The sequence below is a fragment of the Bacillus sp. FDAARGOS_235 genome (genome assembly GCF_002073415.2).
Classification (GTDB): Bacteria; Bacillota; Bacilli; order Bacillales; family Bacillaceae_G; genus Bacillus_A; species Bacillus_A toyonensis.
The window spans coordinates 4,676,407-4,694,324 of the sequence record NZ_CP020437.2 but is presented as its reverse complement, the minus strand read 5'-3'; the positions used below and the strand labels follow the sequence as shown (position 1 = coordinate 4,694,324).

At 31.5% G+C, this 17,918-nt stretch carries 15 protein-coding genes; all 15 read right to left on the bottom strand.

All coding sequences use genetic code 11. From position 1 onward, the window contains the following. Window positions 1–29 precede the first annotated feature (29 nt). Window positions 30–338 (bottom strand): lasso peptide biosynthesis PqqD family chaperone, encoded by a 309-nt coding sequence (locus A6J74_RS26585; RefSeq protein WP_000260275.1) that lies wholly within the window; start codon window positions 336–338, stop codon window positions 30–32. After that, the gene (locus A6J74_RS26580; protein ID WP_000460441.1) at window positions 301–1,272 is read right to left on the bottom strand and encodes an aldolase; all 972 of its coding nucleotides are present in this window, start codon (window positions 1,270–1,272) and stop codon (window positions 301–303) included. Before A6J74_RS26580 ends, A6J74_RS26585 begins: the two co-directional genes overlap by 38 nt. A gap of 76 nt (window positions 1,273–1,348) precedes the next feature. After that, on the bottom strand, window positions 1,349–1,474 hold the full coding sequence (locus A6J74_RS26575) for a paeninodin family lasso peptide (protein WP_000712621.1): 126 nt from the start codon (window positions 1,472–1,474) through the stop codon (window positions 1,349–1,351). A gap of 15 nt (window positions 1,475–1,489) precedes the next feature. Continuing rightward, entirely contained in the window at window positions 1,490–3,427 is a 1,938-nt protein-coding gene (locus A6J74_RS26570; RefSeq protein WP_001274520.1) for an asparagine synthase-related protein, read from the bottom strand. A 291-nt stretch (window positions 3,428–3,718) separates the two neighbouring features. Beyond that, a complete protein-coding gene (locus A6J74_RS26565) occupies window positions 3,719–4,882 on the bottom strand; it encodes an aminotransferase class I/II-fold pyridoxal phosphate-dependent enzyme (protein ID WP_000557691.1) in 1,164 nt (387 codons plus the stop codon). Between the two features lie 30 nt (window positions 4,883–4,912). Next, window positions 4,913–5,608 carry an HAD family hydrolase gene (locus A6J74_RS26560; RefSeq protein WP_000236583.1) on the bottom strand — a complete coding sequence of 232 codons (696 nt, stop codon included), beginning with the start codon at window positions 5,606–5,608 and terminating at the stop codon, window positions 4,913–4,915. Window position 5,609: 1 nt separating this feature from the next. Continuing rightward, window positions 5,610–6,587, bottom strand: coding sequence for an ATP-grasp domain-containing protein (locus A6J74_RS26555; protein WP_000509383.1), 978 nt, complete (start codon window positions 6,585–6,587; stop codon window positions 5,610–5,612). Next, a complete protein-coding gene (locus tag A6J74_RS26550) occupies window positions 6,574–7,179 on the bottom strand; it encodes a sugar transferase (RefSeq protein ID WP_000825901.1) in 606 nt (201 codons plus the stop codon). Before A6J74_RS26550 ends, A6J74_RS26555 begins: the two co-directional genes overlap by 14 nt. Before the next feature lie 611 nt (window positions 7,180–7,790). Beyond that, a complete protein-coding gene (locus tag A6J74_RS26545; RefSeq protein ID WP_080609716.1) occupies window positions 7,791–10,025 on the bottom strand; it encodes a right-handed parallel beta-helix repeat-containing protein in 2,235 nt (744 codons plus the stop codon). Window positions 10,026–10,363: 338 nt separating this feature from the next. Then, window positions 10,364–11,923: a lipopolysaccharide biosynthesis protein gene (locus A6J74_RS26540; RefSeq protein WP_001222558.1), complete on the bottom strand. Its 1,560-nt coding sequence runs from the start codon at window positions 11,921–11,923 to the stop codon at window positions 10,364–10,366. Between the two features lie 18 nt (window positions 11,924–11,941). After that, window positions 11,942–13,210 carry a hypothetical protein gene (locus A6J74_RS26535; protein ID WP_001084457.1) on the bottom strand — a complete coding sequence of 423 codons (1,269 nt, stop codon included), beginning with the start codon at window positions 13,208–13,210 and terminating at the stop codon, window positions 11,942–11,944. Window positions 13,211–13,253: 43 nt separating this feature from the next. Then, entirely contained in the window at window positions 13,254–14,222 is a 969-nt protein-coding gene (locus tag A6J74_RS26530) for a polysaccharide pyruvyl transferase family protein (RefSeq protein WP_000370972.1), read from the bottom strand. 63 nt (window positions 14,223–14,285) lie between these two features. Next, the gene (locus A6J74_RS26525; protein ID WP_000730211.1) at window positions 14,286–15,494 is read right to left on the bottom strand and encodes a glycosyltransferase; all 1,209 of its coding nucleotides are present in this window, start codon (window positions 15,492–15,494) and stop codon (window positions 14,286–14,288) included. A gap of 119 nt (window positions 15,495–15,613) precedes the next feature. Beyond that, window positions 15,614–16,786 carry a glycosyltransferase family 1 protein gene (locus A6J74_RS26520; protein ID WP_000510526.1) on the bottom strand — a complete coding sequence of 391 codons (1,173 nt, stop codon included), beginning with the start codon at window positions 16,784–16,786 and terminating at the stop codon, window positions 15,614–15,616. Window positions 16,787–16,821: 35 nt separating this feature from the next. Next, window positions 16,822–17,883, bottom strand: coding sequence for an EpsG family protein (locus A6J74_RS26515; RefSeq protein ID WP_000154274.1), 1,062 nt, complete (start codon window positions 17,881–17,883; stop codon window positions 16,822–16,824). Window positions 17,884–17,918: the final 35 nt, after the last annotated feature.

Genomic DNA, 17,918 nt, shown 5'->3' with positions numbered 1-17,918 from the left:
TTCCTAACAGTTCTTTTGAAATTACAAATCTATCTATTAGGCTGATCTTTTATTTGAATTAACCCTTCTTGAAATAAACACTCTAAAAAGGAAAGAACTTGCTCTTCACAATCTTTTCGTTCAATATCATAGTTGGATACTAGCATAGTAACAAGCTGATTAATTATTATTGGCTTTTCAATAAGCTCCCATATTTCTCCGCCTATTTCACCTAAGTTATAGTACTTTCCTTTCTGGACATTTAACATAACTTTTTCTCCATCCATATCGCTTACTATATTACCTTTACTTTGGACAACGTTATGTTTTAATGATATTTTTCTCGAGTGGACAACCATCAACCATACTCCCTTTCTGTATAGTATTTAAAATAACTTCCACAAGCTCATGAGCTGTAAATCTTGAAGTCGGGCGACTTACTTGAAACATTTCCATTCCACTTGCAATATGAGTTGAAGTTTCAAAATGCCATTCCATTAATCCTAATTTAGAAATCAAAGAACTCCTAAAAGTATGACGGTATAATTTATACAAGCGTGCGAGCCCTTCTATACGGGTCGTCTCAATATCTTCTCCCTGTGTTTTTACTAATTCAATAACACCAGCAAGAGGTAATGGATCTGGAAAGAATTGAGAATTCACAGGAACAGCATACTTCGTTTCTCTTTCAAACAAAGGGCTCAATTGCGCTACTTCCATCCCCAACTCATTTATGCTCTCTTGCCATAATTTTTGTTGTGCGTAAGAAGGATGAACTATTGCAGTATTTTTATTCAAAAGAGACACAGCAACTACATCATCACTTAAAAGCTGATATCCTTTATTCAAAAAAGCCGAGGCTAACGTTGATTTTCCAGCTCCTGAATCACCAATTAATGCGTATGCTTTTCCATCTATGGCAATTACACTCCCATGCAATGGGAGTGTTTTACGTTGCATTAAAAGCGCCCCCATACAAGTTCCTAGAATATATAAGCGAATTTTATCTTCTTCTGCGTCTGCCATAGGTGAAAAGGTGATTTTCTCGCCGGCCTGTATAGAAAATATTGCAGTTTGAGGAACATGAAACATAACTACATTATCCTCCACTACAATTGTTTTTTGCTTTTCCGCGCTATATTTACACCACTGTTCTGACAAATCCGTTATTTCAACTTGAACATCTGCCACCTCTTTTTTTTCATTCAGCTGAGACAATTCGGGTAATGGAATTTCACTTACTATTTTTAACCCGAAAGCTTGATATAACACATTCCCCATAGAATCAAACATCCTATCCCCCACATTGTCAATTTTTTGAAAGCTCTTATATAATAAAGCTATATAAGAGCTTTATTTTTCCAATGACTTAACTGTACTTAACTGGATCATCTGGGTCAGGTTGAACAGCATCTGGATATTTATGCCCAGGCCCAGCCATAGTCATATTAATATTAAGTACTTCTAATACAGGTTGTTTCCATTCCTTTTTCATACGTATCACCTCCTTTCATATTGCTTTTTTTATAAATCGATAGAAGATTAAGCTGCGCATTAAAACTCTAAAATCTAAATCAAATGCATATTCTGGTCGAGGTTCTTTACAAATTTTTGAGATAGCTTTCTTAATTACCTCTACATTTAGAAATTCAGAGATTACTGGATCTACACTAAGTTCTTCAACTTCCTCAATAAATTCATTCCAAAAAGGAGCCATACGGTAAACACCATCTGCACCTTGAATACCGCGAACCCGTTGATTCAATCGTACTTTATCAGGAAGGAAGCTCTTTGTGGCTCTCCGGATCAGGGCTCTATCTAAACCATTTTGAACATACTGTTCTTCTGGGACTGACAAACAAAATTGAATCAATCGTAAGTCATTTGTGGGATCACGATCCCATAAGGCATAACGTAATGATAATTTCGTTTCATACGTGCCATTTATGCTCCAATAATATGGTTTTTCAAACTGTTCTCTTTTCATTTCATATGCATTAGAAATAGCGGTGCCTGTTATATCGATTTCTTGTTCTCTAAGTCTGTCAAAAACATTCATTTCCCTTGCAAATTCCGGATTAATTATTACGGAATTTGCATCTTGTTTTCCTGAAAAAAGTAACTGATGCAAAAATGGAAATGCCTTTCGTCTTACCACTTCAAAAACACGTGATTTTTTTACTCCTATATTTCTACTATATAAATATAGTTCACGATAAAAACGAATCCAATGTAGCTTTTTCAATAACATTGCCTGGTAATCTAAAATAGGTCCCCATGATACTGTCCAATTACCTCTTTGACCACTAAGAAGTACTCCTATTCCCTGCTGAGATGCTTTTTCATAAACTCCACTCAACCAAAAAGTATTCTCAAAAAATTTATATGGCATCTCCATTGTTTCCAGCCAATCATCAATTTCCGATAGTGGGCTTCTCTCTGGCAATTCTAAATAATAATCCTGTATATTCCCTACATGCTCTACAGTCGATTGAATAAATGGTCTTTCGTCAGCTATCCTACCTTTGTGTGTCCAATCTTCAAATCCTTCTACTGGAACATAACTATACGTATGTAATTTTTTATTTTCAGTCCGTAAATCCCTTGCAGCAAAACTAACGACAGAACCTGAGTCTAACCCTCCACTCAAATGGGCTCCGACTTGGTGGTGTGTTCGCAAACGTGCCTTCACTGCACTTTTATACACCTCTCGAAACGCCTCTTCATACTCTTCATTTGATTTTAAATTAAGCATTTTCCCAACAGTTGGTGTATAGTATCGTGAAAACTTTACTTCGCCTTCCTTTACCAAAATAGTGTGTGATGGAGGCACTTGTTCTATATATTTGTAAACTGTTAACTGTGGATCTACCGATTCGAAATTTACAGGTATAGCTAAAAATTCAGCAAGCCACTGCTCATTCAATTTTTTCTCAATATACGGTAGAGTAAATAACGGATTTATAATGGTACAAAAAGCAAGTTTTTCCTCACCACGATAAAAATAAAGGGTCCGACTTCCTGAAAAATCTCTGGCACCAAAAAGAATTTGTTTTTTCTCATCCCAAATCATAAAGGCAAAATCGCCTACCAAATATTTTGGAGCCGCTTCCCCCCATTTCTGATAAGAGAGTAAAATCAACTCACTATCTGTCATGTTTTTTCTATCCGAATAATCCACTTGTAATTTTTCAAATAACTCATTACGATTATCAATAATAGCATCTGCTGTAATTGCCAATTGCTTTTCATAATTATAAAAGGGTAATTGTTCACCAACTGACTCTGGTGTAATCCATTGTGCATGACATCCTAGAAAAGCATTTTCTTTGTGCCATATTTGAATATCGTCAGCAGGGTACTTTTGTAATTCACTCATTAATCGTGTGCCATGTTCAATTGATATAGGTTCATTATTAAAGTGAATAATGCCAGTTATAGCGCTCATTTCTTCCTCCTAATATATGAAAAGTTACTACAATTACTATTTACATATTAAATTCGTTAAACATACCCCTTTATCATTCTTTTTAAAGAACGAAATTTTTTATTTTTATTACTTTCTCAATTACATGCTTTAATTTACTCTCAGACTTATATATTATAGACATTTCCAAATCTATACTCCTCCCTTTTTTTATGTAAATTGAAACTGAACACTAGAAAAGATTCATTATAAAGAACAATTAGTGGTACGTATACAAATCTAATTCAAATTCCATTTTCACTTACTTTTCTTTTAATTCTTCCATTCTACAGCTTTTAAAATGCTTTGAATTACCCTTTGTTGATCTTCTGCTAACATATTAGATCCTGAAGGCAAACAAATTCCACTTTGAAATAGGTACTGCGACACATCTTCATTTTTGCTATGCGGATAATACTTCATCTCTTTAAAGAGCGACTGCATATGAAGTGGCTTCCACATAGGACGCGCTTCAATGTTCTCTTCTGCTAAAATTCTCAACAATTTCCCAATAGAAATCCCAGATTCCTTTTCATCAATTGTCAATGTAGTAAGCCAACGATTTGGGCGAGTATGTTCTAATTCAGGCATAAAATAAAACCCTGGCATGTGAGATAGCGCTTCGTAATACCGTTTATATACAAATCTTCTAGCTCTCACCCTATCTTCTAACACTTCTAATTGTCCTCTACCAATACCAGCTAAAATATTACTCAGTCGATAATTATACCCTATCTCACTATGCTCATAATGTGGAGCTGGATCCTTTGCTTGTGTCGCTAAAAATCTCGCTCTTTCCAATGCTTCTACATCATTAGAAACTAGCATTCCACCACCTGAAGTTGTAATAATTTTATTTCCATTAAATGAATAAACACCAAATTTCCCGAATGTACCGCTTGCTTTTCCTTTATATGTAGAACCAAGAGATTCTGCTGCATCCTCAACTATAGGAACATTATATTGATGACAAAGTGAGAGAATTTCATCTAGTTTAGCACTCTGACCATATAAATGAACAAGAATGATAGCCTTAGGCAAATTCCCCATTTTATTAGCTTCATATAATGCATGTGCCAATGCACTCGGTGACATATTCCAGGTTTCCGGTTCTGAGTCAATAAATACCGGTTCCGCTCCCAAATAAACAATCGGATTTGCACTCGCTACAAAAGTAAAACTGGAACAAAATACTGTATCTCCCTTTTGAATACCTAATAACTGCAAAGCTAAATGAATAGCAGCAGTACCTGAACTAACTGCAGTACCTCCTCTAACTCCTACAAAAGATGCAAGTTCTCGTTCAAACCCATCGACATTTGGCCCAAGAGGAGCAACCCAGTTTGTATCAAATGCATTTTGGATATATTTTTGTTCATTCCCACTCATGTGCGGAGAGGAAAGGTAAATTCGCTTTTTATGCTGAACTGTGTGCATGTAAACACATCCTTTATACATATTTAAATACTATGTATCTAAAAACATATGCTTTAATACAGATATATCAGATAATCTCCTTAAATTATCAATTGTATAATGTGCTTTATAAGCTTGCTCAACTATAAGATTATGGTAAATTCCATCTTCTCTACTAATATGGATCGTTAACCATTTCAATTTCTTGGCCGTTATAAAATCCTTACTTAAATTATCTCCTATATAGACACATTGCTCATGAGGCACCTGTAATTCCTTACTTATTTTTTCATAAGGAATTTTGCTTGGTTTCCAACATTCTTTTCCTAGCTTATCAGTGAGAATTATTGAATGAACCCTCTCTTTTAACTTTAATGCATTTATTTTTCTTTTTTGAGCAACTAAATATCCATCTGAAATAAGTCCTATTTTAACGGTATTAACCAAATTATTTAGTACCCAATCCGCTTCATCCAACAATTGAATATCTGGTTTATGGAACCTATACTGTTCTATCAAATTACTAATCAATTTTTCATCATAATCAATGTCTAACTTTTTAAGTGTTTTATTAAACACAAACTTTCTTTCACCTGAATTGAATAATCGAATTGCGATATTATAAAAACCAATTTTTCCATAGTTATCTTTAATCCAATCATCCACTGCTTTAAAGCCACTTACGACATAATCTTTCTCTTTATATAAAGTATCATCCATATCAAAAACAATTGCTTGAATCACCATATTAAATACTCTCCATAAAAACCGCTTCGTCATATCTAAGCATTGTTAAATTTTCTCTCCAATTAAAGTCTTTATCTATAAAGACTTCCCCCTGACACATTTTAATTGTCCAAAGTGGAAAATTCGCTCCTGCTTCTATTGATAGTGGTATTCCTCCTCCAAAACGAGGGTTTATTTCAATAAACGTAATTTGCCCATCCTCCTTTTTAAAACATTGTAAAGTAATACATCCAATAGGATTAGGAAGAGCTTTTATTACAGTTTCTGCTGCTTGGATGATGTCAAAATCTTTCTTGGTCACACCTTTACTTACCTCACCTGCTCGTGTCTCTATACGCAATCTAGGAACGATCGTTTTTATATTCCCATAGAAATCTACCATGACATCTATAGTGTATTCCTCTCCTGAAACGTACTCTTGTATCATAGCGTTAGGTATATACTCCTTAAAAAATTCCAATTCCTTTTCATTCATTATTTTTGTTACACCTTTACTAGAACTGCCATCATAAGGTTTAATTAATAGTGGAAATTGATATTCCTTTCTTCCAATCTCTTCATCACTATACACTCTAGGAGTTGGTATATTATTAGAGACAAAAAAGTTATATGTGTATTTTTTGTTATTAGCAATTTTATTTAATTCCATACTAGAAACTAGTACTTTTACACCAATACCTTCAAAAACCTCCGAATTATTAGCCATAAGGATTAATTCCGTATCAATTAACGGAATTATTAGATTTATCATTTCAGATCTACATATTTTTAACAATTCATTTATATATCCTTCTTCATTTACACGCGGAACAATAAAATGCTTATCGCTAAAGTAAATGGTAGGAGCAGTTTCTTTTAAGTCTGCAGTAAAGATTTTCCCTTTGATTCCTACTTGTTCAAATACCTCCTTAAATTTTTTAATTAAAGTGACCCTCCTACCAGAGCTAGTAAACAAAATGTTCATTTTATTCCCCCCCATGCTCGATTCCCCCCTTAAAAACTGGCATAGTCACATGCTTATTATTTGTTATCCCTTCCGATTTTAAAACCTTACTAAAAGTTAGATATAAAATTTTCAAATCTAAAAGAAAACTTTGATTCTCAACATACCATACATCTAATTTAAATTTCTCATCCCATGAGATACTATTTCTTCCATTAATTTGAGCCCATCCAGTGATTCCGGGTTTAACATTATGCCTTTTAGCTTGCTCTTGCGAATATAAAGGCATATATTCCATTAATAATGGTCGAGGGCCCACCAAACTTAATTGACCTTTTAGCACATTTATTAATTGTGGTAATTCGTCCAAACTATATTTCCTCAGGAATTTTCCAACTTTAGTTAATCTAGCGTAATCTGGTAAGAGCTCCCCGCTATTATCTCGCTCATTGGTCATCGTACGAAATTTATAAAGATAAAAGGGTTTTCCATGTAACCCTGGACGTTGTTGTCTAAATAAAATAGGTGATCCTATCTGGGTTTTAACTATAATTGCTACTAAAAGAATAATGAAAAAAAAGCAAATTAATAATAATAAAGAAATAAAGATATCCAACAGTCTCTTCATTACCAATCATTCCCCCATCTTAAATTATTACAAATGCTTTTCCAAAGTGAAATAATATATAAAGTATTCATTACGGATTGAAATCAAGTATTTTCAAGTTGTAAGTAAAGAATTGTATTCAATTTTTCTTTACTTATCACCTGCAAACATTTTCTTTAGTACACAACTTTAAAACTTAATAAGTAGAAGAAAGCAATACACATAGGTGCAAAATATATTTTCCAAATGCTTATCCAAGAGACTATTACACACTGTAAAAATCTCAAAAAGTATATTCACAAAAACAATTTTATAAACAACGCTTAATAGTATAAAAAAACATTTATTATTAAAACATTCTCCTACTCACTATTTTTTAGTATGCAGTTAACGTAATAACAAAAAGCTATTATGTTTATAAAAAACATAATAGCTTTTCTCTTTTCTATAGTAGTAACTAAAAGTCAATAAGCATATTATCTATTAGGAATTAGACTATTTCGAATGATTACATTGGACAAAACCCTTCCATGTACCATTATATAATACTTTATAGACATATTTATTAAGAGCCACTCTACTTCATTTCTCATAACTTTTTGAAACTATTCAAATTTAATTATCACCATGCATTAATTTGAATCGATTACACCATTAACAATATTTCCTTGTAAAAATTCCCTCCCCATAATTGTAATTTTCGCATTATTTAACACGTTATTTTGAATTACTACTTGAGGTGTACTACTCGTTGTTCTATTATCTATCCCAACTTGCATCAAATTTGTGGAATTTATAATATTATTTTGAATTATCACTTGCTTACCAGTAAACGCTGCATCCAAAACAATAATAGCTCTCTGAAGAGTATCATTTGTAATTTTTATAGTATTTCCCCTTAACACTATTTCATCAGATACATTTTGAATATTCAAGACCGTACCATTTGGTTTTTCTATATGACAATCTATCATCTTGAATGCTTTGAGGTTATTCACTGTAAATAACGTGTTATTTCTATCTATACTAAAGAACTTGCAACCTTTTAATTCTAAAGTGCTTCCTGTACTTGCTATCCCCAAAAAGATTACATCCTTAAAAAAGCAATTTGTATACGTCCCTGCAACTAGGGTTGGGGGTTTAACATTATTAAATATAATATTTTCAAATATCCATCCTGATTTAACTGTTCCTACTGGTACATAATTTAAATACAAAACGTCTTGTCCTTCAAATATACAATTTGAGATAGTTTGCGGTTCATTTTTCAGCTCTAATGTCCACTGATACAATGATGACAAGGAATTAAGTTTATCTGTATCGTTTATAAAACGACAGGAATCAACTTTAACCGCATATGGAAAGGGAGTATCAATAATCATTTTACTATTAGAAAAAACATTATCCGATATATTAATAGATCGATTTACATATACACCTTGAACATTTACTTGCGCTCCGTATACATAATTATTGGAAAAAATAACATCTCCTAACAAAGAGACCTTGGTTAATCGGATATTATTCCCTGTTACGATTACCCTATCTGCACCACCATTAATAGACAACCCAACATAAGCATTTGTAATGGTATTCATAATAGAATTATTCGATATATAGATAAATTTCCCATTTACAACAATAATATTATAATTTTTATTATCATGAAAATTATTTCTTTCAATATATATATATTGATTTAAATCATATCCATCTTCAATATCTAGTCCACTTTGTGGATTGGTACCTGCGATGTGATGAATATCATTATCTCGAATATATACATTCTTTGCCCCACATACACTAATCCCTTGTCTACGGCAATCATGTAAATTACATTTTTCTATATAAGTATATTGCGAAAAAGAAGGTACCCTAACATTTATTAAACAATTTGCAGGAGCAGGAACATTCCCTTGATGCAAAACAACTTTAGCATAACTTGCTCCATTAGGGACTTCTACTTCATCAAAGAATTGTACATTGGTTTTTGAAGATAAAAATATATTGTTTGAAGTGTAAAAAATGACATCATAATAATCGCATTTTATTTCAGAACCCAATGCTCCAAATCCATTTCCATATAATCCAAAGTAACCATACTTTACAATAGCCACTTGGTTCATATCAATTTGCAAATTGGAACGTATCTTTGTTGTACTACTTACCAATGAACCATCTGTTGTATTAATTGCTCCCTGTTCAAATGAACTTGCTAATGCTGTAGGAAAAGGTGAAATCTGCCCAAAAGTACTGTTCAGTGTAATGGCATCTCCTGTACAATCTAAAATATCTAGATTATCTAAAGATACAAACCGTGTATTGTTCCCCCCATCAGCAGGTGGAGTAAAACTCCCCAATTCAATGCCGTACCCTGCCTCATGTGTTCCCCCACTAGAGTAATCATGTGTATATCTATCTCCTTGGATAATACCATTTGTTATCCTAGAATATACTTGATTTCTACGAAAACTTATAATTGCATATCCAGTCAAATTATTTGTTTCCATTTTTAATGTCGAACCGTTTAGATTCAAAGTTAAATGACTTGGTGGTTCGATGGGTGTTTGTTTATCAATCAAATATATTCCTCTAGGTAACACAACTTCCGTATAACCTTGTTGAGCCGCCCATACTAGAGCATTATTAATACCTTGGGAAGTATTGATAGCATCAGTCCCATCATTCTTAACATCCCATCTATCTAATTCTAATACATATATACTTGTAGAATTTGTAGCTTCAAATGATTTTGGAATCCATTTTAATTGCGTACTATCATAAGTTAAAATGTCATTATGAAAAGGAGGCTTGGACACCAAATCTAAATCATTCAAATTCCCAAGATTATCCCTTCTTCTCCACATCAATTCACACCTCTTTTTTGCTTTTCTACATCTTATGTTTCATAAGGTAAATTGATTGGATATAAGAGAAGTAATATCACTTTTTATTGTTTTTAGAGATCCATTATTTAGAAAGTCTTTTTACAATTCCTTTCTAAAAAGGTCTATTCTTACTAGCTGTTTTCATTTCAATACTCTTTTATTTATAACTATTTAAACTTACAATATTATTAAAAAGACACTATACTCTTTATACCTAACGCCCCTATTATTACCTACTATTATTTTCAGAACAACCTAAAATCTCTTCCGTAAATAAAGCATTTTTTACTGTGATATGGAAAAAATAAAATTATAATTTATGGATAATTATCATTCGGAAATTTCCGAGTTAATATTTTCGGCTTTATTTTTTTTATTAATATCCGGGTTAAATTAAGGAAATATCTATACTCTTCCGCCTCTTTAAATACCATCCAAAAGATCAGATTCGGAATAATCAGACACAAAATACTACGTATTGCCATGTCCATAAATATATTTATGTGAAAAATATAACCAATAAAATCCGTTGCTATAATAGAAAATAATACAAGCACTACAAACAAAATATATCTAATAAAATATACTTTTACAGATTTTTTGAAAATCATTTTAAATATAATATAAGGGTCATACCAAAAGTAAGTACATAATCTACTAATAACAGTCCCTAAAAGCACTCCTGCTATTCCTATTTGTTTCGCAAGAATTATAGAAACTACAATATTTATAATTGCCGCTATAATAGGTCTGTACTTCCCTTTTTTAAATAAACCTGTGGTTTCTCTAAACATTGTAGTTGTATTTTGCATTCCTGAAGTGAAAAAATTAAGTAATATGAAAAATAATACATACTTATTAAACACATATTCCTCACCTAACCAGATTGTTATAAAAGGATTTATCAAATTCCAAAGGCAAACTGTACAAAATCCATATATCCAAAAATTTAAAAAGTTAATTACACGAAAAATAAAATATTTTTTTTCTGCATTTTCTTTCACATTCAAATTTCCAACACTAGCAGTGATAGAATAAAACAAATAGCCTAATAAGGTATTTAATGTATTTAAGATCAACAAATAATTTGAATAAACCCCAACCCAAATAACCCCAATAAATTTCGATATAACTATATTATCTGTTGCATTAATTACTACACCACTAATTTTATATAGCAACAAGGAATACAAATTCTCAAAAAACTCACGTCTGTCTGTCTTAGATAATTTCGCATTATTTTTTTCTTTTAAAAATGGATATAATTTATTTGCCTTATTTGCAATATATACATTCTCAATTACTTTTAATGTTAATTGAGCTACCAGTACTACAATGTAATCACTAATAATTATTAATAAAACAATTTGTAATGCATTAGATATAATCATGAACAAAGTGTGTATTTTAGAAATAATATAGTTACTTTGATCAGCAATAATAATAGATTGCTTATATACAAAATAATATGATGACACTGAACTTATTAAAAATAAAAGATAGATAATGTTAATGTCTTTAATCGTAGTATCTGCATTCACTAAATGATCAAGAAATGGCAATAGAGATAACCCTATTAATAAAACTACTACTCCTATTAATCTGTATGCTTTTTGATATAAATTCATTAATGCCTGTATTTTATAAATATCCTTCTCAGCTAATGGCCTATATAAACTATATATTATAGCTGTATCAAATCCTAAATTAGCTAGGGAAAACATCAATAGTATACTTGTAAAAAGCCCATCCACACCTAAATATTCTATACCGAGTGTAAAAATAAAAACAGTTCGAACAACAAATCCCATACCAATACTAATTATTTGTCCAGACAAACCGAATAAAATATTTTTTAAGGAGTTTTGTATTCTCATCGTAATACCTTCTATATTTTAATTGTTTTGCGTACCCACTCTACTAAATTTGGCACTAATCTTCCTCTTTAAAATCGGGAAAAACTTTGTTATCCTGTATTTTAATAACGCTTTTCTTCGTTGCGCCTTGAAATCATAATCTAGAAACCAATTTAGTAAATTTTTATCTGTAATACAATCACAATTTTGTTTCATTCGCACTTGGATTAAATTCCAATACATTTCAATGAATGTATTAGTAAAAAACTTCACCTCATTATTTAAAGAAGTTTTAACGTACTGATAAAGATTACTTGGAATATTAAAACCATATTCACGAGGGTCTCTCCCTTCAGCAATAATTCCCATAATTGTTCTTAAACATTTTTCACATTTACAACAATTTTCTTCATTTTTAAAACATACCCTGATATTAACAGGTTCTTTACTAGCTGAATAATGGTCCACAACAACTTTAATCTTTTCTTGTCTAGTAAGTTCGTATCCATCATGAAAGACTGTTCCAGATGCATATTTTATTTCATTATCCACAGTTGGATCAGATGCACAAGTAACTTGATATAATGGGGAATTAGAACTTGCAATATATATACATTTTATCTTAAGTTTAAAAGCTATTGGAATAGCTGCAGATATTATTGCTAGACCATGATGCAATCCATGCCACCATGTATCGTTTAACTTTTCTCTAAAATCATGGTCAATGTTCCCTGCAATTATAAAGGTCCCATAGTTAGATTGTATAAAAATATTTTCTAGTCCATTATCCTTTACAAAATTTACGGCATTTTCTTTATCTGCCTCCCATACTTTACTACCCTCTATTTCATTTTCATGCCATCCATATTCAGTAACTAGCAAGGGGTGTTTATCTTTTATTCTTATAAATGTAGTAAGTGCATCCAATCCACCACTAAATAAAGATGCCGCTTCAAGTTCCGGAATGTAAACATTATCAATAATTTCTCCTACAACCATGGATCCTTTAAATTTCACACCAGGAAACATGTTTTGATATGCATTTTTTATATTATTTAAACAAATATAAAAAGATTTATCTAATTCATTTATTACTATTGTTGAATTAGTAATCCATACAAGAGGAACTACATTCGCAACAAACGGAATAGCCAAAATACTTAAAGAGATGTCAGATACATCATAGTTATATTCAAGAAACATATGATTACTTGTCTTAAAATACTTTTGTAAATCCCCCTTAATACTAAAATAATAATCAACTCTATTATTTCTTACGACAATTTTATCGAGAATTATACTATTCATTTGAGCCTCCTAATAAATCGCCATTTTTATCACAATACATTTGTTAATTAGAGAACTGTTTTAACCATTGATTTACTACATCAAAATTCACTTGAACATCCGTGATAAACTCTGCATTTATCATTTTTTCGAGATTATTTAAATCTTCTCTATCAATCAGATTTAAATTATACGTTTCCCCCATCCCCTTAGCTCTTTCATCTATAGAGATAATTATTGCACGTTTTTTATGACGCATAGCAAATATACCGCCATGTAAACGTGTTCCAATATAATCAACGGCTGTATTTAGGATTTTTTCATATGCCTCTATAGTAGGAGATATAATTTTTATACCTTGTATACCCTCTAAAGATTTTAAATATTCAAAATCATCAGCGTCTTGTATCCAAAAGTAGACATTTTCATAACTTTTGTTAAGTATATCTATCAGTAATTGATCTTTTTCACGATCTTTAGAATGATGAGTTAATGTAAAAACAACCGATTCCGATTTTCCACTCGGAATTCCCCTACAAAAATCAGGCGTAAAAGACCACAAAGTTGCACAACCAGTATTTAGAGCTTTAAACCCCATTTCTTCTAAAAATTTTTTTGTTCTTTCATCTCTAACGCTATGTATATATTCATGCGATAAAACTTTTCTATATAACATTTTTGTATAGGGATTTATTTTATTCCCTTTGCCTGCACCCACTCCAACCAGAATACTCCCCTTTAAAGGACCATAATTAAATATATTTATATTCCACTGTGGAAAATGAGTAAACATATCCATTGCTAGCAAATTCGAACCACCTACAAACTTATATTTCGCATCACTATAAATCTTTACCCTATTTGATTTTCTCGCTACTTGGTACCAATGAAAAGGTGAAACATGAGTAGGTAATGTTAAAACATATGCATTTTTAGTTATATCAGAAAGATGATGCTTTACACACTTCATTATTATATCGTCACCCTTGTTAAGAGAACCTACTGATGTATCTAATACTAAAACATTATCCATAAAAATAATTCCCCCAAGTATCTTTTATAAATAGTAAAAGATTTTTTAGTTTTATAGCTTAATCTATTCTAATTCAATTAACCTATATATCTTTTCCACTTCTATTTCATTACCATAATTTTTTTGGCTTACATTATTAACAATTTCATTTCTGAATTCAACATCATCAATCATTTTTTTTATTCCTTCGACAATTCCCTTTATACCCATTGGACAAATATATCCATCTACGCCGTTCTCTAACTGACTTTTGGCAGTTGAAAAATTAGTTATTAATACTGGTTTCTTAAGAATTTGCGCTTCCCGAACTGTTACTGCCTTCCCTTCGTATCTAGAAGGTTGTACATAAATATCACATGCTTTTATGTACGGGTACGGATTAATCTTCTTACCTAGTAAAACAAATTTATCTTGAAGTCCTAGTTTATCTATCAACAATTTAAGTTCCGCTTCTTGCGGCCCATATCCAACTATGTACCACTCGATATCATACCCTTGATCTAATAACTGTCTAAGCGCATATATAGCGTCATCAATTCCTTTAGCATGCGAAAGTCTAGCAACAGTAATTAACTTGATTCGCGCGCTATTTATTGATATTTCCTGAGTAATATCTCCTTCATTGGATTGTTCACAAACAAATTCAGAATCTATTATATTTTCTATCACTTGCACCTCTTTATTAATATAAGGTAGACTATTCAGGAATGTATCTCTACAACTTTCAGAAACCGCCACGATATCATCCATTTCCCTCCACATTTTACATTCCATTTCTTTGTTAAGTTGTATGTTCGAATAATCAGTATGAATCCACCCAATTTTTCTTTTCGCTCGAACTTTATCCCCTATAAAATAATGCGGCCATAAAAAACTTATCGCAACATCGTACTCTTCTCTCAATTTTGGAAGAAATGGAAGAGATATTCTCCATCCATATTGAATGACAAAGTATCCAGGTTCTTTACTATTTACAAACCTTCCATGCATAACACCCATAACTTTTCCTATCATCCTAGTAATTCCAATTGAGAAATGCCCTTCTTGTAATATCTGTTTAATTGATTTTCTAAAAGTAGTATATTGTTGCAATTCTTCTAATAAATTCGGCTCTTTGGGTAGTAAAGAGAAAAATCCTCCTTCATGTTTAAATAACATTAAATCTATATCATACTTACTGTAATCAATTGTATTTAATAAACCAATCAAACTTCTTTCTACTCCACCAATTTCCATATCAAAAGATGTAATTAATATTCTTTTCTTTTTCATAATAGGATACCTCACAAAATCTATTATTGATTTCTCTTCTTCATTTTATATTAGTATTTTGCTGTTACGCTTACCAATTTTCCTTATACATCAGACATATAAAATGAAAACAAATTAGATTACCCTACTTCTTCCTTGCACACAATTCCATATAACGATAGCCACTCGTAAATGTTATCGTTAATATCAAAGCCTAATTTCGATATATTGTTAATTATGAATTCCCTGTCTGGTCTTTCTTTTAACAAGGCTTTATAAATTTCTTTACACCATATTTCAATTTCTTCATCTAAGTCAACAAATGACATTATCCCTAACCCCATATCAGTATTATTAGGTAGTGTATCTGCTACAACACATGGTACACCTGCAGATTGCGCTTCTAAAGTTACAATACCAAACCCCTCAAACAAAGAAGGAAAAATAAAAACATCAAAGCTCTTCATGAGTCGTGGAATATCCTTCCTAACGCCCAAAAATCTAATGTTTTCAAAAATCCCTAATTGCTTTGCTTTTAATTCAATAGAAATCCTTAACGGACCATCTCCTACTAGAATAGCAACAAAATTTGAATCTCTTTTTAAAATTTGCTTTAAAACTTTTAGGATAAAAACATGATTCTTTGACTCTGAAAAACTTCCTATATGTCCTATTAATTTTGCTGTATTCGGTATATTAAGTTCCCCTCTTACGCTGACACTACTTCCAGCATCTATATCAGTAAATTGATTAATATCTATACCGTTTTTAATCAGTTCTATCCTCTGACTTTGAAGCATCCTTTCACCAAATAAAAAACGTGCTGCTTCAACGCTACACGCACAATAATTAGTTCCAGCATATTTAATAATAGATTGCAAAACCTTTAGGATAACTCTTGCTTTTATTCCAGAGTCTTGTGGCCAATTATTACTATGGGAATGACAAATCCTCTTTTTTATACCAGCTATTTTTGCCGCTACAGCAACGAAACCACCTTGATAATCCGTATGTGCATGTACAACTTCATATTGATTATCCGACATAATTTTCACAAGTTCTTTAACATAGGCAAAAGGTCCTATTTGTCCTAAACTAGGTACCTTATATATTCTCCCACCTAAGGCCATTATTTCATCTTCGTAATCATTTTTCTCATTTCGATGGGATACAAAATCAAACTGAAGCTGCTCCCTATCTATTTTCCTATATATATTCATTAATAATGTTTCAGCTCCCCCGCGATTCAGAGCGCTGACAATGTGTAAAACCTTCTTTTTATTTATAGGTTCAGGCTTAGAATCTATCCCCATTCAACAATCCTCTCCTAGCATTTTGCACTTTATTATCAAAGTAGATTACTCTTATAGATAATTCCCAAAGTAATTACATGTTCATATACAAAATAAATAAAATAGCACACTAGAACTGCATAATACATCAACTTTTGATCTTTATCTGTAAATGACTTCACAACCCAAGAAATTAATATTAACTGATACAATCCAAAATATATGGAGAATCTAGCAAATATCCAATTCTGTGTTGAAATAATCATAAAAACAACACCTAATATAGACATATTTACAATATAATCACTTTCAGGGAATAACGCCCTCATTTTATCTTTCCCAAGGTAAGCCAGTATAATTGGCACTATATTCACAGCAACCCTAAGTATATTGGCACCACCTTCATGAAATTCCTTATATTGACCATATTGAGTATTTCCAATAGCCGAAAATAAAATTTCCGAAAACTGATTAAAACCTATTACTACACATACCGCTAAAAAAAGGAGCAAATATGTCGTTCCTGACCAGGCTTTTTTTCTTACAAAAAAGTATATTGGCATTAAAACTAATGCACTTGCATGAAATGTTGATGCACATAATACAATTAATGTATATTTTTTCCATTTTCCTTCGAAAATATATTTTGTAGCAGCAAAAATAATTGCAGCGGCTAAATATTGCCTAATCCCATTCATTGATGTTAAATACATACCCGACGTAATATAAACATATAAACTCAATTCAATTAGTCTTGAATATTTATATAGTGTTGCTACAATGAGTACATTTGTTATCAATGCTGTAGTAAAAACCATTACTTGAGGATTATCCGTATATTTTTTCAAAACCATTTGAAAAATATTAAAGCCCATGTCTTTATTAGTTTGAACATATTCCCAATTAAACTCCGTTATTTTATATGCATGCATATAAAAATAAGTATCCCCAATATTATTTCGAAGCCCCGCCACCAACACAAGAGATAAAGCCGCCATTATAATCAACAGCCTATTGGGCTTTATCAATGTAAGACTATTAGTCACTGGTATAGCAAAATACCTTGCAAAAAATGCGAGCATGAATACTATAGCAAGATTCATCCAAAGTATGGTCATTATTCTGTCCTCTCATTTAATTACTAAATAAGTCT

Bases quoted from the DNA above. Each gene is read 5' to 3' on its own strand.
- A6J74_RS26585 (WP_000260275.1), bottom strand. From the start codon at position 338: ATGGTTGTCCACTCGAGAAAAATATCATTAAAACATAACGTTGTCCAA.
- A6J74_RS26580 (WP_000460441.1), bottom strand. From the start codon at position 1,272: ATGTTTGATTCTATGGGGAATGTGTTATATCAAGCTTTCGGGTTAAAA.
- A6J74_RS26575 (WP_000712621.1), bottom strand. From the start codon at position 1,474: ATGAAAAAGGAATGGAAACAACCTGTATTAGAAGTACTTAATATTAAT.
- A6J74_RS26570 (WP_001274520.1), bottom strand. From the start codon at position 3,427: ATGAGCGCTATAACTGGCATTATTCACTTTAATAATGAACCTATATCA.
- A6J74_RS26565 (WP_000557691.1), bottom strand. From the start codon at position 4,882: ATGCACACAGTTCAGCATAAAAAGCGAATTTACCTTTCCTCTCCGCAC.
- A6J74_RS26560 (WP_000236583.1), bottom strand. From the start codon at position 5,608: ATGGTGATTCAAGCAATTGTTTTTGATATGGATGATACTTTATATAAA.
- A6J74_RS26555 (WP_000509383.1), bottom strand. From the start codon at position 6,587: ATGGGGGGGAATAAAATGAACATTTTGTTTACTAGCTCTGGTAGGAGG.
- A6J74_RS26550 (WP_000825901.1), bottom strand. From the start codon at position 7,179: ATGAAGAGACTGTTGGATATCTTTATTTCTTTATTATTATTAATTTGC.
- A6J74_RS26545 (WP_080609716.1), bottom strand. From the start codon at position 10,025: ATGTGGAGAAGAAGGGATAATCTTGGGAATTTGAATGATTTAGATTTG.
- A6J74_RS26540 (WP_001222558.1), bottom strand. From the start codon at position 11,923: ATGAGAATACAAAACTCCTTAAAAAATATTTTATTCGGTTTGTCTGGA.
- A6J74_RS26535 (WP_001084457.1), bottom strand. From the start codon at position 13,210: ATGAATAGTATAATTCTCGATAAAATTGTCGTAAGAAATAATAGAGTT.
- A6J74_RS26530 (WP_000370972.1), bottom strand. From the start codon at position 14,222: ATGGATAATGTTTTAGTATTAGATACATCAGTAGGTTCTCTTAACAAG.
- A6J74_RS26525 (WP_000730211.1), bottom strand. From the start codon at position 15,494: ATGAAAAAGAAAAGAATATTAATTACATCTTTTGATATGGAAATTGGT.
- A6J74_RS26520 (WP_000510526.1), bottom strand. From the start codon at position 16,786: ATGGGGATAGATTCTAAGCCTGAACCTATAAATAAAAAGAAGGTTTTA.
- A6J74_RS26515 (WP_000154274.1), bottom strand. From the start codon at position 17,883: ATGACCATACTTTGGATGAATCTTGCTATAGTATTCATGCTCGCATTT.